Below are 21,499 nucleotides of genomic sequence, written 5' to 3'. Positions count from 1 at the left end.
GGTTACACCCCTTTATTTACCTAAACAGAATCGGCTGAATATTTCTTCGACCATATCGTCGTGGACCGTATCGCCCGTGATCGAGCCCAAAAGCTCCCAGGCTTCGCGCAGGTCGACGACGGCACAGTCGACGGGCATACCGGCTTCGATGGAATCGAGGGCCCGCTGCAGGGCTTGCCGGCTCTGGCGCACCAGTTCGATATGGCGCGTATTGGTGAGCAGGGCACTGCCTGCCGTATCGGCATGGGACAGGGCCAGGGACAACAATTTATCTTTTAGGGAATCCAGGCCGTCACCCGTACCAGCCGACAAGGAGAGAACGGGATGACCATAGCCTGCCAAATCTTTTTCCGTAACGACTGGCATTAAATCGGTCTTGTTGAGGACGACCAGGACATTCTTATCCTTCGTGTCTTCCAGGATGGCCTTATCTTCATCGGACAAGGACCGGGACCGGTCGATGACGACCAGGATAATATCGGCTTTGTCCATATAGGCCTTGGCCTTGGTGACGCCTATCTTTTCGACGGTATCGTCTGTTTCCCGGATACCTGCCGTATCGACGAGGCAGACCGGGACACCTTTGAGGGAAATCCATTCTTCCAGGACATCCCGCGTCGTCCCCGGCACATCGGTGACGATGGCCCGGTCTTCCTGGAGCAGGCGGTTGAGCAGGCTCGATTTGCCAGCGTTCGGCGTACCGGCAATGGCGGCCATGACGCCGTCGCGGATGATGCGGCCGTCGTGAGAAGCCTCCAGCATATCGTCCAGGGCCGTCAGCTGTTTGCGGATAGCTCCGGCTACATCGGGGACGGTGATATCTTCCAAGTCTTCTTCAGGATAATCGATGGTGACTTCCAGGCGGGTAATGAAGTCCGTCAAATCATGGCGCATGGCACCGATGACTTTAGACAGCCGCCCTTCAAGCTGATTGACGGCACTGGTCAGGCCCTGGCGGCTCTTGGCCTGGATGACATCCATGACGGCTTCGGCCTGGGCCAGATCGATGCGGCCATTGACGAAGGCACGCTGCGTAAATTCTCCGGGATTGGCCATGCGGGCGCCGTGGGCCAGGACTAGGCCGAGGATTTCTTCCAAGGCCTTGCGGCCGCCGTGGCACTGGATTTCCAGTACGTCTTCCGCCGTATAGGAGTGCGGCCTTTTCATGATGAGCATGAGCACTTCATCGACAGGACGGCCGTCATCGGCAACGATGAAGCCATGCTGGATAGAACGGTCCCGGCGCTGGGCCAGGGGCTTTCCCGAAGGGCTGCGGAAAATGGCATCGCCTACGTCATAGGCATGGCTGCCGCTGATACGGATGACGCCGATGCCGCTTTCCCCCAGGGGGGTGGCAATGGCCGCGATCGTATCGGTCGTATCGTACATATGGCAATACTCCTTTCATAGCCAAGGGGCTCGCATGAAGTTTCCTGACATCATGCAAGATTCCTTTTACTTTATAGTTTGTAGTACAGAGTTTGTAGAAAAATACTCGAAAGAGGCTGTCTGAATGCGACAGCCTCTTTGTTAAGCTTCATAGGGCAAACTAAAAATTATTCTTGATAGTAAATGACGACGTGGCGGTACGGGTCCTGGCCTTCACTTTCCGTGCGGACCTGCGGGTCGTTCTGCAAGGTCACATGGATGATTTTGCGTTCATAACCGTTCATCGGTTCCAGGACGACGCGGTCGCCGTTCTTCTTGACGCGGTTCGCCAGACGGATAGCCAGCTGTTTCAGCGTTTCTTCCCGGCGATGGCGGTAATTTTCGACATCGAGCATGATGAAATGGCGCGTCGTTTCGCCCTGATTCGTCGTCAAGTTGGTCAGGTACTGGAGGGCATCCAAGGTCTGGCCATGCTTGCCGATGAGGATACCCAAGTTCTTGCCGTGCAGGTGGAGCAGGACTTTATCGGACTTGATCATCTTTTCGATGACGACGTCGATACCCATGTTCTTGAGCACTTCCTGAAGGAAGGCCTTCGCCTTGGCGGCGGCTTCTTCAGCCGTAAAATCATCGCCTGTTTCGGCTTCAGCCGGTTCTGTTTCTACCTGGGGAACCGCTTCTTCAGCTGCGCCAGCTGCGTTGGCAGCCGGTTCAGCCGCTGCCGGTGCGACGGGCTTTTCCACGGCTGCCGGCTGGCTTTCCATGGTCGGGACCGTCGGTACGCCTTCTTTTTCGGTAATGCGTACTTTCGCCGGCTTGCTGCCGAATCCGAAGAAACCGCTCTTCGGTTCTTCCAAGACTTCGATGTCGACTTCGTCCTTCATTCTGCCGAGACGGACCAGACCGGAGCGGACGGCATCTTCGATCGTTTTTCCTGTAGTTTCGATGGTACTCATGCTTCTGATCGTGCTCCTTTTTTCTTGAGGTGGGTCATGAGGAACTGCTGTGCCCACTGGAATACGTTAGAAACAACCCAGTAAATGACCAGGCCGCTGGGGAAATTCAAGCTGATCCAGCCGATGAATAACGGCATGACGATCTTCATGATTTTCTGCTGTTTAGCCTGTGCATCCGAAGCCGCTACCTGCGTACCGGACATCTGGTTCTGGATGAAGTAAGTCGAAACAGCCGACAGCACCGGCATGATATATGTGGGGTCCGGCTGGCCCAGGCTGGGAAGCCATAAGAAACTTTCAAAGGCCGGGTCGTAGGGATATTCCCGAAGAGCATAGAAAATGGCGATGAGGAATGGCATCTGAATGAGGATCGGCAGACAGCCCGACAAGGGGTTGACGCCCATTTCCCGATACAGTTTGGTCATTTCTTCCTGCATCTTTTTCTGATTGCCCTTATATTTCTTCTGTAATTCTTTGATCTTAGGCTGCAGGGTCTGCATGCCTTCCATGGAACGGATCTGTTTAGCCGTAAGCGGAGCCAGAACCAGTTTAATAATCAAGGTGAGCATGATAATGGCAGCGCCATAGCTCGGATAGCCTACATTCTGGGTAAATGCATAACAGTAATTCATGAATGTCGTCATAATGCCGCTGAGGACATCCATTATTCCACTGAAAAAGCCCAATACTCTCAACTCCTGTTCAGTTGTAAAAATAGGGATCTACGGTACCGGATCATATCCGCCTTTGTGAAAGGGATGGCATTTTAAAATGCGCCTTAGTGCCAAATAACTCCCTTTGACAGCACCGTACTTCTGCAAAGCCTCGATGGCATAGGCAGAACAAGTCGGATAAAACCGGCAGCACGGCCGGTGAAGGGGCGATATGAACAACTGGTAAAACCGGATAAGGGCTATGAAACACCGTTTCATGTGTCATCACTTCTTTTTCAATACCCTGGCATGCCGGAATAATTGCAGGATGCTTTGTTCTGCTTCTTTGTATCCGGCGTATTTTAAACTGCTGCGGCCGATGAGGACCAAGTCGAACCCGTCGCGCAGGTCGAACTGGTGCAGACGATAGACTTCTTTCATCAGGCGGCGGCAGCGGTTGCGTTCGACGGCGCAGCCGATTTTCTTACCCGTTACGAAACCAATCCGGGTCGGCTGTTTCGGTGAGCGCGGCAGGACGTACAGGACGACGCGGCGGTTGACATACGACTTGCCGCGGCGGTATACGAGCTGGTACTCACGGTTTTTGCACAGCCGTTGTTCTTTTGTTAGTTCATACATACGTAAATTGTCCTAAAAATGCCAGAAAAACAGAAAAATTCCGCCAACCGGAACTTTTCTGTTTATCTCGTAATAATTAAGCAGAAAGTTTCTTTCTGCCTTTCATGCGGCGTTTTTTCAAAACCATGCGGCCGCCTTTCGTCTTCATTCTTTCGCGGAAGCCGTGAGTCCTCTTTCTCCACAATGTATTCGGCTGATATGTCTGTTTCAAGCTAGACACCTCCTTTGTCGTCATTGACAGTAAATGAATTTACACCATAACAGGTTAATTATAGTAAGCGAAGCCCCGGCTGTCAAGCCCTATTTTCCAAGTATTATACTGTTTGCGCATACCTCATGTATAAGTATTCCGTAAAAATTTTCTTCCCTTAATTTCGGTTTTGTTGTAAAATGTGGATAGATAAATAAGTTGTCAACAATCTATCCACATTTTGTGGATAAGTGGAAAAGAACCGGAAATTCGATGATTATCGTCTTTCCGCCTTTTTGTGTCCTCTTTGTCCACGTTATCCACAATTCAGGCTATACACATATACACTTTATATGGTACACTCTATGTCTCGCACAATTTTACGCACAGATTGGAAGGATTATTATGGACCTGCTCAGCTTATGGGAAAAAATGCTGGCTAACCTGAAACAAGTCTTGCCGAAAGAGATTTTTACCAACTGGTTTGAAGGCAACATCATTCCCTACTCCTATTCCGAAGAAGAAAATCTCCTCATATTAGACACAATGACGAATTTTCTCCGCGACTACGTCAGCAAAAAATACACGGATATCCTGGAAACCGTCGCCCAGGACGCCATCGGCCGCCCGACAAGGGTCCAGCTGATTACGAGCCAGGAAAAGAAGCCCGCTCCCGAAAGCCAGCCAGAAGCCGTCGCTGAAACGATCACCCTGCCGAAAAAGCCGGCAGCGCCTCCCGCACCGGCAGCCGCTGCCCCGGCCGGAGACGCGCAGTCCGTCCCGTCAGGACAGACAGAATGGGTCCAGCCTGAATTGCCCATCAGTGACGGTCCGTCAGCCCCCATGCCCGTCGTCAAAGAAGCCGTCCCCGTCACGCCTGATGAAATCCCTTATAATAATAATTTAAATAAAGATTATACCTTTGATAACTTCATCGTCGGCAATAGCAACCGCGTCGCCACAGCTGTCGCCAAGTCCATTGCAGCCGCACCGGCCCAGAAATGGAACCCCTTCTACATCTACGGCGGCAGCGGCTTGGGCAAGACCCACCTGATGCACGCCATCGGCCACGAATTGCTGAAGAACTTCCCTAACATGCGCCTGTTGTGCATCACCAGTGAAGACTTCGTCAACGAATTCATCCAGTGTATCCAGGACAAAAACACGGAAAGTTTCCGCCGCCGTTACCGCAATGTCGATGTCCTCTTCGTAGACGACATCCAGTTCCTGGGCCGTGGGGATAAAGAAAGTTCAAAAGAAGAATTCTTCCACACCTTCAACAAGCTCTATCAGGACAAAAAACAGATGGTCTTCACCAGCGACCGTCCGCCACGGGACATCAAGAAACTGGAAGAACGCCTGCGTTCCCGCTTTGAAAACGGCATGGTCACGCAAATCGAGCCGCCTGATTTAGAAACGCGCACGGCTATCCTCCGGGCCTGGGCAGAAAAAGAAAATATCACCTGCGACCTGGATGCCCTCAATTACATCGCAGCCAATGTCAGCGAAAACATCCGAAAACTGCACGGCGCCTTCATCCGCGTCCTCCTGGAAGCATCGCAGTCCAAGAGCAACGTCACCCTGCCTTTAGTAAAACACGCCATCCATTACATTACCGACGCCCAGGATGAAAAGAAATATATCACCATTGACGAAATCACGACGTACATCTGTCAGCACTATAACATCAATTATAAAGAGCTCATGGGCAAGAAAAAGACCAAAGACATCGCCCTGCCGCGGCAGATTGCCATGTATATGTGCCGCGAACTGACAGGAAATACGTATCCCCACATCGGGACAGCCTTCAACGGCCGCGATCATACGACAGTCATGCACGCCTGCTCGCAGATTCGGAAGAAAATAGACAAAGACAGGCATTTCAAAGAACATCTGGAAAAGATGATGAATGAAATCCGCGGTGTGGATAACTAGGCTGATAAAATTGTACATACATTGTGGATAAGTCAAAAAAAGAAATCCACAGTGGAAATGTGGATAAAAAATGACGATTTGTCCACACGTTATCCACAGCTGTGGACAGCTTAAAATCGCTGTCTTTTTCCACTTATCCACAAATTCACAGCCCCTATTACTAAGACTACTATTTTTTAATTCACATTTAATTAATTTATTCAGCGCAGAAAAGAGGATACTCCATTGAGACTAAAACTGAAAAAAGAAGATCTGAACAAAGGCCTGCAGGCTGTCCAGAAAGTCGCCCAGAACAAAAGCAACAATATATCTTCTGAAAACGGCTTGCTTATCAAAGCCCTCCATGGTATCATCGAGTTCCAGGCCAATGACTACGATATGGGCATTAAGATCACCGTTCCCGGTATCATTGAAGAAGGCGGTGAAGCTTTTATTGCCAATCCTTATTTAATGGAATTGACCCGCCGCCTGCCTAGTGATGAAATCGAAATCATCAAGGAAGATGCCGATACACAGCTGCTCATCAAAGGCGGCAAACTCAAGTTTGAATGTCTGACCATGAATCCCGATGATTTCACAGAAGTCGAAATCGTTGAAAACGGCTATGCCAGCTTTACGACGACGAGCGTCGTCATGAAGGACCTCATAGACAATACGTCCTATGCCTGCGCTACTGATGTGGCCCGCCCAATTTTCATGGGGACCTTCCTGGACGTCCAGGGGAATCAGATGACCATGGTCGCCACTGACACGCACCGCCTGGCATTGAAGACGGCTACCCTCGATGCGCCTGTGGATAATCCCTTACAGGCCGTTATCCCCAGCCGATTGTTATCAGAAATTTCCCGCCAGCTGCCGACAGATATCCCGGAAACCGTCGAAATCACGGCAGTCCGCAATTACCTGGCCGTACAGTTCGGCAATGTCTACATCCGGACGCGGCTCATCGAAGGGGAATTCCCCAATTATCGGCGCGTCATCCCCAATGACTTCAAGTGCATCGTCACGGTGGACCGGGCCGAATTCACGGGCGCTGTCGAACGCGCTTCTATCGTCGCCAAAGATGCCCAGTACAATGTCATCAACTTCATCGTCGCCGACGACCAGATCAAACTCATGAGCCAGCATCCTGACTACGGTACGGTCGAAGACTACGTCCCCTGCCATTTGGAAGGCCAGGGCCTGGATATTTCCTTTAATGGGAAATTCATCCTCGACATCTTGAAGCATTGCCATGATTCGGAAGTCATCTTGAAATCCAAGGAAAACAGCCCCATGCTGGTCCAGGATAAAGAAGATACTTCCTGTGTATTTGTTGTAACGCCTATGAGGACAAAATAATGGAAACAGTAAACATTACGACACCGATGATCCAGCTCGACCAATTCTTGAAATGGGCCAGTATTTTACAGAGCGGCGGTGAAATCCGCTTTCTGCTGGACGAAAAAAAGATTTTTATAAATGGAATTTTATGCACTGCGAAACGCAAAAAACTCTATCCTGGAGACAAAGTTGAAATTAAAGGTATCGGTACGTATTTGATTAAAGGTGAATAATTATGATGATTGAATCGGTCCGGCTCCACCGTTTCCGGAATTATGATGATGAAATGATTACCTTTCCCAAGGCCATCATCCTCCTCTATGGGAAGAATGGCCAGGGCAAGACGAATCTATTGGAATCATTATATATGGGGGGCATCGGCAAGTCCTACCGGGGCATCGCCGATGCCGACCTCATCAGCTGGAACCAGGACCAGGCCAGCATCATCATCCAGTTTCAGCGCAGTGATACGCAGCAGCAGCTGAAAATCATCTTATCCCGGACGGCCAAGAAAGAACTCTGGGTCAATGAAACAAAAGTTCCCCAAAAGGAACTGGTCGGGACCCTCAACGAAGTCCTGTTCTCGCCGGACGACTTGCAGCTCATCAAGGGCAGCCCGTCGCTGCGGCGCCGTTTCATCGACATGGAAATCTCCCAGGTCAGCCGGCCGTACTACCGGGAACTGCTGCAGTACAACCGGGCCATTTCCCAGCGCAATCTCCTGCTGAAGAAGATGAAATATGAAGGCATCCATCCTCTCGAAGAATGGGACCGCCAGATTGCCGGCTTTGCAGCTTCGCTGGTCGCGAAAAGGCTCGAAGCCCTGCACAAGTTGTCCTTTTTGGCCGGCGTCCTCCACAAGCGTCTGAGCCGGGGGACGGAAATGCTGAACCTAACATATGTTCAGCCATATGGCGGCGGCGACCGGGACCATCAGACCAATCCGGAATGGTACTATGCCCTCTTGCAGCGCCATCTCGAAGAAGACGTGCGCCGTCAGGCGACATCGGTCGGGCCGCACCGGGACGACCTGGTTTTTTCCGTCGGCCCGGCGGATCTGCGGAAATACGGCTCCCAGGGGCAGCAGCGGACGGCCGTCCTGGCCTTGAAATTGTCGGAGCTGGAATACGTCAAGTCCGAGACGGGTGAATATCCGGTCCTGCTCCTGGACGATGTCATGAGCGAGCTGGACCCGGACCGCCGGCAGGCCCTGCTCGATTTCGTCCGCGACCGTATCCAGACGTTCATTACGACGACGGAACCGGGGATCTTTGCCGGCATGGCCGGCTGTCATCCCATTTGCATTGAACAAGGGAGGGTCCTGTCTCATGGAGGAACGCAGTCTTGAATTAAAAAAAGCCGGTTTAGCCATACCGAAAGTATTGGAGAAAAACCGGCTCCTTTTGCCTTATCACTTATACCAGGCCAAACGGGACTGGAAACAGATTGCTGGCGAACAGATTGCCAAATATTCATATATATTAGATTTTAAGGATAAACAGGTTATCATTGCCGTCATGAACCCGGTATATATGAATTATCTGTTTATGTATAAAAATGAAATCATAGAGGAAATTAATTCTTACGTAGGGCATCGGGCCATTGCCGATGTCCGTTTTGTCAAAAAGGGGAAAAAACCGGTCCGGCCGGTCTATGAGACCTTGCAGGGCGAAAGGGAAGATGTCTTTCCTAAAGAGACTATCAGCCAGGTCCGCCTCGATGACGATACGGTAGCCCGTATCCGCCAGGAAACGGCCCATCTGGCAGAAGGGCTGCGGGAAAAAGTGGTCCAGCTCCGTTTCGCCCAGGCCAAGCGGAAGAAGGCTTACCAGCTGGAAGGCTTCGTTTCCTGTCCCTGTTGCGGCCGCTGGATGGCGCCTGGCGAAAGGCAGTGCCTCTTTTGCCGCAGCGAGGCCCGGCATGCCTTGAAGCGGCAGATACGCGCTTACCTCGACGACATGCCCTGGCTGTCGTGGGAGGCCGTGGCCGGCTATCTGAAGACGGACGTGACGGCGGCTGCGGAAGAACAGGCGTACAATGAAGTCCGCCGCAATCTCATCTATACCTATATTGAAAAGGTATATTACGAATACGATACGGCAGCCGATGATTTTACCCTGGCCATGCTCATCACCCGCCGCGTCCCCGGCGATATCCCGCCGAAATTCATCGAGAACCTCGTTGCCAAATACAGAAAGAAGGACGACCATGTATCTCCATCTGAGCCGTAATCTCTCCATCCATGCCGGCGATGTCGTAGCCATCGTCAACCTGTCAGGCCGTCAGGGCCGCTCGGTCTGCCAGCATTGCGGCCTGCCTCTCGTCGCCGTCGACGGGATACCGGAAAAGGCCTGGCGCTGCCTGGTCGTCACAGGAAAGCAGGTCTTTGCCCTGCCGGTCACGGGAGAGACTGTGGTCCGGCGCTATCAGAAGTGCCTGCACCCGGCAAGGTATGTATTCAAAAATGTTTGATTTTACGGTATAATAAAGTGTTAGATTGCCTAAATGAATCATTAAAATTGCAAGAAACAGGAGTTGAGAATCTCTATGTCGAAAGACAAAGCTAGATATGGTGCCGAACAGATTCAAGTATTGGAAGGACTGGAAGCCGTCCGCAAACGGCCTGGGATGTACATCGGCAGTACATCGACACGGGGCCTTCATCATCTGGTCTACGAAGTCGTCGATAACAGTATCGACGAAGCTCTGGCCGGCTATTGTACGCACATCGAAGTAACCATCCAGGAAGACAACAGCATCACTGTCGTCGATAATGGCCGCGGTATCCCTGTAGCCATGCATAAGATCGGCAAGCCTGCTGTCGAAGTCGTCCTGACGGTCCTCCATGCAGGCGGGAAATTCGGCGGCGACGGCTATCCCATTTCCGGCGGCCTCCACGGCGTCGGCATTTCCGTCGTTAACGCCCTCAGCGTCTGGACGAAGGTCCAGGTCAAACGGGATGGTTATTTATGGGACATCTCCTTCACCCGCGGCGTGACCGATCAGCCGCTCCGGAAGGTACGCCCTCTGGAAGCAGGAGAAGAAACGGGGACAAAAGTTTCTTTCAAACCGGACCATGAAATCTTCCCGGACACGGTCTATGACTTCAATACCTTGAAGACGCGCCTGCGCGAACTGGCCTTCCTCAATAAGGGCCTGCACATCACGCTGACTGACAAGCGCGGCGAAGGCAAGAGCGAAGTTTACTGCTACGAAGGCGGCCTGACGTCGTTCGTCGAATTTCTCAACCAGAGCCATCAGGCCGTCAACCCGACGATCATCAACGTCGACGGCGAAAAGAATAAGGTCATCGTCGATATTGCCATGCAGTACAACGACGGCTACAGCGAAAATATCCTGACCTTCGTCAACGATATCTTCACCGAAGAAGGGGGCACGCACCTGAGCGGCTTCCGGTCCGGCCTGACGCGTACCATCAACGATTATGGCCGCAGTGCGGGTATCATTAAGGAAAATGAAGACAACTTGTCCGGCGAAGACGTCCGCGAAGGCTTGACGGCCGTCATCAGCGTAAAGGTCCGGGAACCGCAGTTCGAAGGCCAGACCAAGACCAAGCTGGGCAACAGCGAAGTCAAGGGCATCGTCGACAATATCATTTCAGATGGCTTGAAGGAATTTTTTGAAGAACATCCGTCCGAAGCCAAGGCTATCATCACCAAGACTATTTCCGCGTCCCGCGCCCGCCAGGCCGCCCGTCGTGCCCGGGAACTGACGCGCCGCAAGAATGCTCTGGAAATCAGCAGCCTTCCCGGTAAATTGGCAGACTGCTCGGAAAAGAATCCGGACCAGACGGAAATCTACCTGGTCGAAGGGGATTCGGCTGGCGGCAGTGCCAAGCAGGGCCGTGACCGCCGTTTCCAGGCCATCCTGCCCTTGCGCGGCAAGATCATCAACGTCGAAAAAGCCCGCCTCGACAAGATCCTGGCCAATGATGAAATACGTTCCATGATTACCGCTTTCGGTACGGGCATCGGCCAGGAATTTGACTTGAGCAAACGCCGTTATGATAAGATCATCATCATGACCGATGCCGACGTCGACGGCGCCCACATCCGGACGCTGCTCCTGACCTTCTTCTATCGCTTCATGAAGCCCCTCATCACGGATGGCCACGTCTATATCGCCCAGCCGCCGCTCTACCAGGTACGTAAGGGCAAACAGGTCTGGTATTTCTATACGGATGAATCGATGCAGGCCAAGCTCGATGAACTGGGCCGCGATAACAACAGCGTCGTTGTCCAGCGCTACAAAGGCCTGGGCGAAATGAACCCGGAACAGTTGTGGGAAACGACGATGGACCCGGAAAACCGGACGATGCTCAAAGTCGAACTGGAAGATGCTGCCGAAGCGGACCGCATTTTCTCGGTCCTCATGGGTGACAAAGTCGAACCACGCCGCAAGTTCATCGAAGAAAACGCCAAGAAAGTCCGCAACCTGGATTTATAAGAGGAGACATTATGCCGAAACTTTCCCGAAAAATCGAATTGTTCACAGAATCGGTCATCGCCCGGATGTCGCGCATTGCCGAAGCTTCCGGAGCCATCAACCTGGCTGAAGGATTCCCTGATTTCCCGCCGCCTCAGGCCATGTGCGACCGCCTCAGCCAGGTCGCTCAGGAAGGACCTCATCAGTACAGTATGGACCCTGGCGCAGCCAATCTGCGCCAGGCCATGGCCGACTGCCGCCGGCAGTTCACGGGACAGACTATCGACTCGGAAAAAGAAGTCGTCGTCACCTGTGGCGGGACGGAAGCCTTGATGGCAGCCATGATGACCCTCGTCGACCCTGGCGATAAAGTCATCCTCTTTTCGCCTTTTTACGAAGCGTACAGCACGGATGCCCTGCTCTGCGGCGCCGAACCGATTTACGTTTCCCTGCGGGAACCGGACTATACTTTTGATAGCGATGAACTGGAAGCGGCTTTTAAACAGAGGCCGAAAGTCATTTTCCTGTGCAACCCGTCCAATCCCTGCGGCAAGGTCTTCAGCCGCGACGAGTTGCTGGTCATTTCCGGCCTGGCTGAAAAATACGATACTTTCGTCGTCATCGACGAAGTCTATGAACACATCCTCTATGAACCGACGGAATATACGTATTTTTCGACCCTGCCCGGCATGTACGGACGGACCCTCTGCTGCGGTTCCTTGTCCAAGACGTATTCCATCACGGGCTGGCGCCTGGGCTATATCTTTGCTCCGCCGGAAATCACGGAAGCCATCAAGAAGCTCCACGTCTACCTGACCATCAGCGCGCCCAGTCCGCTGCAGGAAGCGGCTATCACGGGCCTTCGTTTCGGGCCGGACTATTACCAGGGTCTGCGGGCCATGTACACGCGCAAGCGGGATTTCGTCATGAAGCGCCTCGATGATATCGGCATCGGCCATAATGTACCGCAAGGGGCTTTCTACATGCTCGTCGATATCGGCGGCTATGGCTATGACGACGATGAGGCATTCTGCCGGGATTTGGCGGAAAAAGTCGGCGTCGCCCTGGTGCCGGCGTCGACGTTCTTCATCGAACCGGTCCATCACCTGGCGCGGCTGCAGTTCGCCGTCCGCGACGAAACCCTGGAAAAGGCTATGGAACGGCTCGAAAATATTTCTATCTTGAAAAAATGATCTGCTTTACCCTGTGTATGGGAGGGGATTTCGATGAAAAAATGGCAAATACTCTTGACCAGTCTTTGTTTCACCGTCACGGCCATGACCGCCCTGGCTGCAGAGGCGCCGGCAGCTGGCAGTACTGAAAAAACGGCAGCCATCGTCCTGACAGACCCGACGGTCAATGTCAAGAACCTCAATGACTTTTACATCCTGAAAGGGAGTACCTACGATAAGGTCACGGGACTGCTGCAGAATTTGCCGTCCCAGACGACGGGACTCGTTGGCAGCTACTATTTCCGCGTCGATAAGAACCTCGTCGGCGATTACTTCTATCATGTAAAAGCCTATGATACGGCATCCCACGTCCTCATGGGCAACTATTTCGTCGCCAAGGATGAAAGCTGTGCCTGGAAACTGCAGGCCGGCGATGATGCGGCCCTTATCTACGGCAATACGGAAAAACTCATGGACAAAGTCGAAGTCGTCGTCTATCCGAAAAAGATTCCCCTGGGCAGCTACGGCATCATCCGCGTCCACGTACCGGGCATGATTCCTTATGACGTCAAAGCGACGAGTTTGAATACCAAAATCGCCGATATTACGGAAAAAATGAATATCCATCCCCTACAGGCCGGCAAGACCGACCTGGTCATCGACGTGAAGATCGGTGATACTGTACGGACTGTGACCAAGACCCTTACCATCGTCGACGAAGCCGACCGTCATGGGAGTGAATCGTCCCACAGCGGACCCGGTGTCGGCGTCGGCATCGGCATTGGCTGGGGCGGCGGCTGGCACCACCACGGTGGCATCGGCATCGGCGTCGGTCCTTGGTGGTAGAGAGGTAAAAGGAGGGTGTATCTATTGTGGAGTTTTCCCTAGGGAAACAATTTCTCGTCATCATTTTGCTGATTTTTGGCAATGGCATCTTTTCGCTGTTGGAAATGGCCATCGTCAGCTGCCATCAGTCGCGGCTGGAAGCCCTGGCCGATGAAGGCAGCAAATCGGCGGCCATCGTCCTGAAACTGCGTGAAAATCCGAATAAGATGTTTTCCATGGTCCAGTTCGGCATTACCCTGGTCAGCCTGCTCACCGGTGTCTACGGGGGCACGGAAATGGCCGGGCCCTTGTCGAAATACGTCGCCAAGATCCCCGGCCTGGAAAATTATGCCTATACGATCAGCCTGACGGGCATCGTCGCCTTCATCACCTATTTGACGATCATCCTCGGTGAAATCGTACCCAAGCGCATTGCCATCGACAAACCGGAAAAAATCGCCTGTCTCCTGGCCCGGCCGATGCTCTATTTTTCCGTCCTCTGTACACCGGTCGTCTGGATCCTGTCCTGGTCGACGGCAGTGGTCACGAAAATCATGGGCGTCAACAAGCCGGAAGTCCTGCCCGTCACAGAAGATGAAATCAAGCTGCTTCTGGAACAGGGCGTCGAACTGGGGGCTTTTGAAAAAGAAGAGCCGGAACTGGTAGACCGCGTCTTCCGCCTGGCCGATATGGACGTCGGCGATATCATGACCAACCGGACCCAGGTCGATTGGATCGATGTCGAAGATCCGGAAGAAACAATCATGCAGGAACTGGTAGCCTTTAACCACAACACTCTGCCCGTCGGCCGGGGCTCGCTGGATGATTTCATCGGCATGATTTCCGTCAGCGAAATCTTCCAGAAATACTATGCCGCCGTCCGGAAGGATAAGACCGTTTCCCTGACGACCATCGTCGAAGAGAGCGTCCACAAGCCGATTTATATTCCCGAATCCATGGACATCATGAAGGTCGTCCACGTCTTTCGCGAACACAGTGTCCATGAAGTCGCCGTTCTCGATGAATACGGCAATTTCAGCGGCATCCTGACGCTGCACGATATCCTGGAAGAATTAGTAGGCATCATGCCGGCCGGTGAAGAAGAAAAGAAAGAAGAAGCGAACCGCATCATCCAGCGCGGTCCCAATGAATGGCTCATGGAAGGCCTGCTGACCATCGAAGAGTTCAAGGACTTCTTCGACATCGAAGAGGACCTGCCCGAAGAAGACGAGGACCTCTATAAGACCCTCGGCGGCCTCATGACGTATGGCGTAGGCCGCATCCCGCGGGAAACCGATACGTATGAATGGGAAAATTTCACTTTTGAAGTCATGGATATGGATAACCTGCGGGTCGATAAGATTTTAGTGACCCGCAAGGAAAGCCCGGATAGCGATGAAAAAGCGGAGAAGGGCAATGAAAAATAGTCAGCCTTTAAGAAAGGAAGGTTATATGGAAAGGGAAGAACGCCAGGCCATTTACCAGGTGTCTACGCTGCAGGCCCTGGCCCGCGGCAATTATTACGGCAGCACGGATATGGAAACACTGCTGCTCCATGGAGATACGGGGCTGGGCACGTTTCATGCCGTAGCCGGTGAACTCATCGTCATCGACGGCCACGCCTACCGCGTCTTAGGCGACGGATCGGCAGTAGAAGCGGCTCAGACCGATACAACGCCCTTCGCGACGGTAACGTGGCTGCGGCATCAGGAACCAGTCTTGCTGAAACATCAGCCTTCGATTGAAGCCTTGAAAGAAATCATGACGGAACATGTCCGCCGGCTGGGCATCAACGACGTCTACATCGTCCGCATCGACGGTCATTTCCGCCGTGTGTCGGCCCGGACCGAGCTGGAACAGCAGGAGCCCTATCTGCCCTTTGCCAAGGTCCTGGAAAAAGATGAACGCCGCTTCACTTTTGAAGATATCGACGGCAGCCTCATCGGCATCTACATCCCGGACTATCTGAGCGGCGTCAATACGTCGGGCTGGCATTCCCACTTCATTTCGGCAGACCGGAAAAAAGGCGGCCACGTCTTTGACCTGGATCTGGAAGAAGGCCGGGTCATCTTCAACAAAGCCGACCGCTTCATCCTCGACATGCCCCATAACAAGCAGTTCGAACGAGGTGACCTGACAGCAGCTTCACAGGAAGAAATCAAACAGATTGAACAAGGAAAATAGTTTGTAGTACAGTGTTTGTAGTTTGTAGAAGATGGCTTTAAATTTAAAATCATCCGCTAACCCCTAGCCACTAGCTGCTAACCACTAAAAAAGGGGGCTGTCGCATTAAGCCATTTCGGCTTTGTGCGACAGCTCTCTTTTTTTATTCTATTTCATCGTTCTATTCTCTTTTTTTAGCTAAACGTAAAAAAGGTACACGAAACAGACCGGCCATCCAGTCGGCAAAAAACGTGTGCCTTTGCTATGTATATGGTTATTCAAGCACTCTTTTTCACTTTTTTTAAGGAATAAAGGTATGTCCCGAAATTGCCGGATTGCAGCTTGTGATGTAAGGTCAAGACATTGTGGGCCATTGCCAGTATGATGCTGGTTGCCAGGGCGTTCTCCGTTCCATGGCTCAAAAAACGCCGGAACGACAGATTCGCCTTGATGTCGGAAAAAGCGCCTTCAGACTGGATGGAACGGTTCATTCGAAGCATCTTCCCTGTAGGAGAACTGATGTGAGCTTCCATTTCGGCCCGTTGGGCTTGGAACCTTTTAGAAAGTTCTAATTGCTTCGTCCTTTTTTCCAACGGCTTCTTGCTGCGATTGCCATGAATGCATCCTTTCTTATAGGGACAGTCCGAACAATCCTCACAGACATAATGGCTTTTGCGTATTTTAAATCCCGTGCTGGTTGTTTCGGTCTTTTTCCCAACACAGGTCAGCTTACGGTGATTGTGGCAATAAAAGACATCATTTTTCGCATCATAGTCCATATTCTGGAATTTGCCAATATCTTTTTTGAAACGGCGTTTTTTCCGCTGCTCATGGTCGGACGGTTTGATGTAAGCATCATACCCCTGTTCGGCGAGCTTCGTGTAATTTTCTTCGCTTTCATAGCCGGAATCTGCAATGATACGGGTATACTGGAAAGGGAAATGCTTGCGAAAATCTTCGAGGAAAGGCAGCAGGGTGGTACAATCTGAAGTCTGCGGTCCGACAGTGACCCAGGTAACGAATCCAGCGTCCACGCTATATTGTACATTATATGCAGGCTTGACCTGGCCGTTTTTCATGGCGTCTTCTTTCAGATGCATGAAGGTGGCATCGATATCGGTCTTGGCATAGCTGTTCCGGTCCCCGCAGTAATGAAGCTGGACGGCGTACTCTTTTGTCTTATGCAGGAAATCCTTGGCTTTTTCAATGGCCTTTTGCAATGGCGTCTTACGATGGCCTTTGCCATGGACGAAAACGATGTGTCCTTCTCGTTGAAGCCGTTTTAATTTCCCCAACAGCCGCCGTAAATGGTACCGATGGACAGCGTGTGTATGGAGCACTTGGATGCCAAAGAGTTCCTGGGTCTTAAGAATAAAGCCCGGAATTTTTGCTAATACTTTGGCCTGCCGTTTCGTGACACTCTTCTTCCAGACAAAAGTGTATTTATTGGCAACAGATTCGATTTTTGTCCCATCGATGAACAAATTCTTCAGCGATAAGGCCCCGGCCTGAGCCAAGACGGCATCCATGTCGGCAAACAAGGTCCGGCTGCATGCCGCCATATGATGAGAACGGAAACGGGCGATAGTCGCATGATCGGGAACGGGTTTCCCTTCCAGCAGATATTGGAAATTCAAATCTCTCCGGCAAGCCGATTCAATACGACGGGAACTGAAAATCTGGTTCATGCTGGCATAAATAACGATGGCCAGTAACTGGCGTGGTGAAGCCTGATTTTTCTCGATACGAGAATACGTCTGGTACAGCGGTGATAAATCCATCCTTTCTATGAGCAGCTTCACTAACCGCACGGGATCGTCATCCGGAATCTGAAATGAAATATTCAAGGGAAGTGATAGTTGATAAGGCGCTTCCCATATTGTATAATTGACATGCGTATTTAGTGTCGTCATAACTCTATTTTACGCGCAATCCCGGGCTTTTTACAGTCCGGGATTTGTTTTTTTCAGATTTTTTTGTTCAGCCCTAATGGATACGGCTGCCTGGCCCCTGGCGGGTGACATTGCGGGAACGACCTCGGTCCGGCGCGGTCCGGGTAGGCCGTGCCGGATGCCGTGCGTGCTATTTGCGTCCGGCGTGCTGCTTTGTTTGAGCGCAGCGAGTTTCAGCACGCCAGCAAATGGCACTCTCGGCAAGAGGAGTGGAGCACGCGAACCAGCTAGGGGCCAGGTGGCCGATGCCAACCTCTTCAGAAGAATCCCTCAGACCGCCGTTGGCGGCCAGCTCCCCTTCACAGGGGAGCCTTTTGGCGCTCCTGCGCCTGATTTCCAGAGTCTATTGCGGCAAAGCCGCTTCTGAGTCCGAGCAAACCGTCCACGAAGAACGACCATAAAGCTATGATGTTTTTGCATACATAAAAAGAGCCTGTGCACGATTACGTGCGACAGGCCCTTTTTTACTCGCTCTTCGTAGAACGGAGAAATAGATTTTTCAGGACCTCGTGGGGGTCCTTTTTTTCTTTGATGATGGCATGGACGGCTGCCGTAATGGGCAGTTCTACGCCGTATTTTTGGGATAAGTCGAGGAGGGCTTCGGTCGTGCTGACGCCTTCGGCCAGTTTTTTGAAGGGCCTGCCTTCGATGAAGTCCTGGCCGAAGCGGCGGTTATTGCTGTGCAGGGAAAAGAGGGTCGCTTCGTAGTCGCCGAGGTGGCTCAGACCGTAGACGGTCATGGCCTGGCCGCCCATGGCGGCGACTAGGACCGAGAGCTCGTGAGCGCCGCGGGCCATGAGGGCCCCTTTCAGGCTGGTCAGATGGGCGCCGTCGAGCATACCGGCGGCGATGCCCATGACGTTCTTGGCGGCAGCGCCGATTTCGATGCCTAACAGGTCCTGACCATAGTAGAAGCGGATGAGGGGACTGGTGAAGGTATCGACTAAGAAATGGGTCAGGCCTTCATCAGCCGAGGCGATGACCATGCAGTTGGGCATGCCGCTGATAAAATCCTGGACGTGGCCCGGACCGACCCAGACGGCCGTGCGTACGGCCGGTTCCAGTTCTTCGGCCATGACCGTCGTCAATCGTTTGCCGCTCCCTTCCTCCAGGCCCTTCATGGCCAGGACAAAGGGCAGGGATGGGGCAAAGCCGGCTGCTTTCAGCTGACGGGCAAAGGAGCGCAGCTGCTGGGCGCTGATGGAGATGATGCAGATATCGGCAGCGTCCAGGGCGGCCTTCAGGTCCGATGTCAATGAGATGGAAGCGGGAAGGCTCAGGTATTCGTTCTTCCGGGTCTCTAAAAGTTCCTGCAAGTGCTGCGAACCGGGACGGCCCCACAAGGTGACGTCATGGCCGATGTGGTCGGCGTACCAGGCGTGGAAACTGCCCCAGCGGCCGCAGCCTAAGACGGTAATCTTCATGGAATACCTCCTTTGAGCTTACAGTTTGGCAATGACGGCGTCGCGGTATTCTTCCGTCGTGGCGCTGCCGCCCAAATCCGGTGTCAGATGCTGCTTTTCGGCCAGGACTTCGTCGACGGCTTTGCGGATCTTGGCGGCAATAGCCGTTTCGCCGATATATTCCAGGAGCATGCAGGCCGACCACAAGAGAGCCGTCGGGTTGGCGATGTGTTTACCGGCGATATCCGGGGCACTGCCGTGGACGGCTTCGAACATGGCATAGTCGTCGCCGACGTTCATGGACGGGAGCAGGCCCAGGCCGCCGATGAGACCGCTGGTCAGGTCGGACAGGATGTCGCCATAGAGATTGGGCGTGACGATGATATCGAACTGTTCCGGACGCATGACCATCTGCATGCACGTGTTGTCGACGATTTTGTCGTCGCTTTCGATTTGCGGATAATCCTTGGCGATGGTGTGGAAGATGTCGAGGAACAAGCCGTCGCTCATCTTGAGAATATTGGCCTTATGGACGCAGGTAACCTTTTTGCGTCCATGGGCTACGGCGTAGTCGAAAGCGGCCTTAATGATGCGTTCACTGGCCTTGCGGGTGATGAGCTTGATGGCGTGGACCGTGTCTTCATTCATCTTGTATTCGACGCCGATGTACAGGTCTTCCGTGTTTTCCCGGAAAGTGACGATGTCGACGTTGGGGAAGGGCGTCTTGACGGCTGTGTTCGATTTGGCCGGACGGATATTGGCATAGAGGTCGTATTTGTTGCGCAGCGTGACGTTGAGCGAGCGGAAGCCCTTGCCGATAGGCGTAGTGATCGGCGATTTCAGCAGGAGATGGGTCTTTTCAAAAGAAGTGAATGCGTCGTCCGGGATGAGGGCGCCGTGGCGTTCATATTCGGCAGCGCCGACGTTGAAAATTTCATAGGAAAGGGGCGCTTTGGCGGCGTCGAGGATCTGCAGGACAGCGTCGGTGATTTCCGGGCCGATGCCGTCGCCTTTGAATACGGTAATTGTCTTCATGATTTATCTGTCCTTTCTGGGAATATAATCCATCAGGTCGCCGACATACTTGGCTGCCGGACGGACGATACGGTTATCATACAGCTTGTGTTCGATGTTGTGGGCCAGCCAGCCGACCATACGGCTGATGACGAAGAGCGGTGTGTAGAGGTCGCGCGGGATGCCCAGCATATTGTAGGCGAAGCCGCTGTAATAATCGACGTTGCTGCACATGTTGACGCCTTTTTCTTCTTTCAAGGTCTTCATGGCCAGCTTTTCGAAACGGTTATAGAAGCGGAAGACGTCGGTCATGCCCTTTTCCTTGGCCAGGATGCCGCAGTAGTGGCGCATGATTTCAGCGCGCGGGTCCGACAAGGTGTAGACGGCGTGGCCGAAACCGTAGACCAGGCCATCGTGACAGCCTTTGAATTTCTTGTTGAGTATCTGGTGAATGACGTCGACGATTTGTTCATCTGTGGCCTTAATGCCGATGGCGTCGATGACTTGTTCCATCATCAGGGAGACGCGGATGTTGGCGCCGCCGTGGCGCGGTCCCTTGAGGGCGCCGACGGAGCTGGCCATGCTGGAGTAGAGGTCCGTATCCGTCGACGAGACGACGATATTGGTGAACGTCGAGTTCGTGCCGCCGCCGTGGTCGGCATGGAGGAATAAGAGCAGGTCCAGGAGCTGCGCTTCTTTCGGCGTGAACTTGCTGTCCGGCCGCAGCATGGACAAGATGTTTTCAGCCGTCGAATAGTCCTTGCGGGGATAGTGGATGACCAGGCTCTTGCGGTTGTAATAATGGACTTTGGACATATAAGCATAGACCGCGATGGACGGCAGCTTGCTCATGATGTTCAAGCCCTTTCGGAGGGTCTGGTAGACGTCGGTGTTATCCGGGTCGGGGTCGTAGTTATAGAGGGTCAGCAGGGCGTGCTGCAGTTTATTCATTAAGTTCTTGCCGGGCAGGCGCAGGAGGTTCATTTCCAGGAAGTCGTCCGGCAGGTCGTAGCCGTTTTGTAAAACCTTGCAGAAGGCATTCAGTTCATCTTCAGTCGGCAAATAACCGAAGAGGAGGAGAAAGCTGGCTTCTTCGTATAAATAGCCTCTATAATTTTCCACTTTAGCCAGCTCGCGAATGTCGATGCCGCGATAGTACAAGACGCCGTCGCAATCGACTTTTTGGCCTTTTTCGTCGCGCTGGTAGCCGACGACATCGGCAATGCGGGTCAGGCCGACGAGGACGCCAGTATGATCTTCATTGCGCAGGCCGCGCTTTACGCCGTACTTGGTGAACCATTCGCGGGGAATCTGTGTGTAGTTCTGTGACTTGCCATAAAACTGGGCTAAATAAATATTTTTGTCCAAGATGATTCCTCTCTTTCCTGCAAGTATGAATATGGAAGAATAACTTATAAAATATCGGTTATCTACGAATA

The 21,499-nt window shown here is 52.6% G+C and carries 21 protein-coding genes; 11 read left to right on the top strand and 10 right to left on the bottom strand.

Annotation, left to right across the window (positions count from 1 at the left end):
• Positions 1-12: 12 nt before the first annotated feature.
• From mnmE to rpmH, 6 genes are all read right to left on the bottom strand, one after another.
• Complete coding sequence (gene mnmE, locus ACFWUB_RS06205; RefSeq protein WP_302680964.1) at positions 13-1,389, bottom strand: tRNA uridine-5-carboxymethylaminomethyl(34) synthesis GTPase MnmE; 1,377 nt, start codon at positions 1,387-1,389, stop codon at positions 13-15.
• Between the two features lie 167 nt (positions 1,390-1,556).
• Positions 1,557-2,345, bottom strand: coding sequence for an RNA-binding cell elongation regulator Jag/EloR (gene jag, locus ACFWUB_RS06200; protein WP_302680965.1), 789 nt, complete (start codon positions 2,343-2,345; stop codon positions 1,557-1,559).
• Complete coding sequence (locus tag ACFWUB_RS06195) at positions 2,342-3,010, bottom strand: YidC/Oxa1 family membrane protein insertase (RefSeq protein ID WP_036200823.1); 669 nt, start codon at positions 3,008-3,010, stop codon at positions 2,342-2,344. The genes jag and ACFWUB_RS06195 overlap by 4 nt, the downstream gene beginning before the upstream one ends.
• A gap of 57 nt (positions 3,011-3,067) precedes the next feature.
• On the bottom strand, positions 3,068-3,277 hold the full coding sequence (gene yidD / locus ACFWUB_RS06190; RefSeq protein ID WP_020310270.1) for a membrane protein insertion efficiency factor YidD: 210 nt from the start codon (positions 3,275-3,277) through the stop codon (positions 3,068-3,070).
• Between the two features lie 6 nt (positions 3,278-3,283).
• On the bottom strand, positions 3,284-3,637 hold the full coding sequence (rnpA, locus tag ACFWUB_RS06185; RefSeq protein ID WP_020310269.1) for a ribonuclease P protein component: 354 nt from the start codon (positions 3,635-3,637) through the stop codon (positions 3,284-3,286).
• Positions 3,638-3,713: 76 nt separating this feature from the next.
• Positions 3,714-3,848 carry a 50S ribosomal protein L34 gene (gene rpmH, locus ACFWUB_RS06180; RefSeq protein ID WP_020310268.1) on the bottom strand — a complete coding sequence of 45 codons (135 nt, stop codon included), beginning with the start codon at positions 3,846-3,848 and terminating at the stop codon, positions 3,714-3,716.
• Between the two features lie 384 nt (positions 3,849-4,232).
• On the opposite strand from rpmH, the gene dnaA reads away from it, so the two are divergent.
• From dnaA to budA, 11 genes are all read left to right on the top strand, one after another.
• Positions 4,233-5,762: a chromosomal replication initiator protein DnaA gene (gene dnaA, locus ACFWUB_RS06175; protein WP_303267736.1), complete on the top strand. Its 1,530-nt coding sequence runs from the start codon at positions 4,233-4,235 to the stop codon at positions 5,760-5,762.
• A 225-nt stretch (positions 5,763-5,987) separates the two neighbouring features.
• Positions 5,988-7,103: a DNA polymerase III subunit beta gene (gene dnaN, locus ACFWUB_RS06170; protein WP_302680969.1), complete on the top strand. Its 1,116-nt coding sequence runs from the start codon at positions 5,988-5,990 to the stop codon at positions 7,101-7,103.
• Positions 7,103-7,318 carry an RNA-binding S4 domain-containing protein gene (locus tag ACFWUB_RS06165; RefSeq protein WP_302680970.1) on the top strand — a complete coding sequence of 72 codons (216 nt, stop codon included), beginning with the start codon at positions 7,103-7,105 and terminating at the stop codon, positions 7,316-7,318. The genes dnaN and ACFWUB_RS06165 overlap by 1 nt, the downstream gene beginning before the upstream one ends.
• 2 nt (positions 7,319-7,320) lie before the next feature.
• Positions 7,321-8,433, top strand: coding sequence for a DNA replication/repair protein RecF (recF, locus tag ACFWUB_RS06160; RefSeq protein WP_416183656.1), 1,113 nt, complete (start codon positions 7,321-7,323; stop codon positions 8,431-8,433).
• Entirely contained in the window at positions 8,414-9,316 is a 903-nt protein-coding gene (locus ACFWUB_RS06155; protein ID WP_292281637.1) for a DUF721 domain-containing protein, read from the top strand. Before recF ends, ACFWUB_RS06155 begins: the two co-directional genes overlap by 20 nt.
• Positions 9,294-9,557 carry a hypothetical protein gene (locus ACFWUB_RS06150; RefSeq protein ID WP_020310262.1) on the top strand — a complete coding sequence of 88 codons (264 nt, stop codon included), beginning with the start codon at positions 9,294-9,296 and terminating at the stop codon, positions 9,555-9,557. Before ACFWUB_RS06155 ends, ACFWUB_RS06150 begins: the two co-directional genes overlap by 23 nt.
• A 75-nt stretch (positions 9,558-9,632) precedes the next feature.
• Entirely contained in the window at positions 9,633-11,552 is a 1,920-nt protein-coding gene (gene gyrB, locus ACFWUB_RS06145; RefSeq protein WP_416183655.1) for a DNA topoisomerase (ATP-hydrolyzing) subunit B, read from the top strand.
• 11 nt (positions 11,553-11,563) lie between these two features.
• Entirely contained in the window at positions 11,564-12,724 is a 1,161-nt protein-coding gene (locus tag ACFWUB_RS06140; protein WP_416183654.1) for a pyridoxal phosphate-dependent aminotransferase, read from the top strand.
• A gap of 33 nt (positions 12,725-12,757) precedes the next feature.
• Positions 12,758-13,549, top strand: coding sequence for a hypothetical protein (locus tag ACFWUB_RS06135; protein WP_072982674.1), 792 nt, complete (start codon positions 12,758-12,760; stop codon positions 13,547-13,549).
• 26 nt (positions 13,550-13,575) lie between these two features.
• A complete protein-coding gene (locus ACFWUB_RS06130) occupies positions 13,576-14,955 on the top strand; it encodes a hemolysin family protein (RefSeq protein WP_416183653.1) in 1,380 nt (459 codons plus the stop codon).
• A gap of 25 nt (positions 14,956-14,980) precedes the next feature.
• Positions 14,981-15,712, top strand: coding sequence for an acetolactate decarboxylase (budA, locus tag ACFWUB_RS06125; RefSeq protein WP_416183652.1), 732 nt, complete (start codon positions 14,981-14,983; stop codon positions 15,710-15,712).
• A 257-nt stretch (positions 15,713-15,969) separates the two neighbouring features.
• Here the strand turns inward: budA and ACFWUB_RS06120 are convergent, their stop codons facing one another.
• The 4 genes from ACFWUB_RS06120 to ACFWUB_RS06105 form a co-directional block, all read right to left on the bottom strand.
• Entirely contained in the window at positions 15,970-17,604 is a 1,635-nt protein-coding gene (locus ACFWUB_RS06120) for an IS1182 family transposase (RefSeq protein WP_292282715.1), read from the bottom strand.
• A gap of 503 nt (positions 17,605-18,107) precedes the next feature.
• Positions 18,108-19,067, bottom strand: coding sequence for an NAD(P)H-dependent glycerol-3-phosphate dehydrogenase (locus ACFWUB_RS06115; RefSeq protein WP_036205040.1), 960 nt, complete (start codon positions 19,065-19,067; stop codon positions 18,108-18,110).
• A gap of 18 nt (positions 19,068-19,085) precedes the next feature.
• Positions 19,086-20,081, bottom strand: coding sequence for an isocitrate/isopropylmalate dehydrogenase family protein (locus ACFWUB_RS06110; RefSeq protein ID WP_416183651.1), 996 nt, complete (start codon positions 20,079-20,081; stop codon positions 19,086-19,088).
• 3 nt (positions 20,082-20,084) lie between these two features.
• Complete coding sequence (locus ACFWUB_RS06105; RefSeq protein ID WP_329990178.1) at positions 20,085-21,428, bottom strand: citrate synthase; 1,344 nt, start codon at positions 21,426-21,428, stop codon at positions 20,085-20,087.
• Positions 21,429-21,499 lie beyond the last annotated feature (71 nt).

This window comes from Megasphaera sp. (assembly GCF_047831605.1).
Lineage (GTDB): Bacteria > Bacillota > Negativicutes > Veillonellales > Megasphaeraceae > Megasphaera > Megasphaera intestinihominis.
Note: the sequence above shows the minus strand (reverse complement) of the source record. Positions and strands in the feature narration are given on the sequence as shown.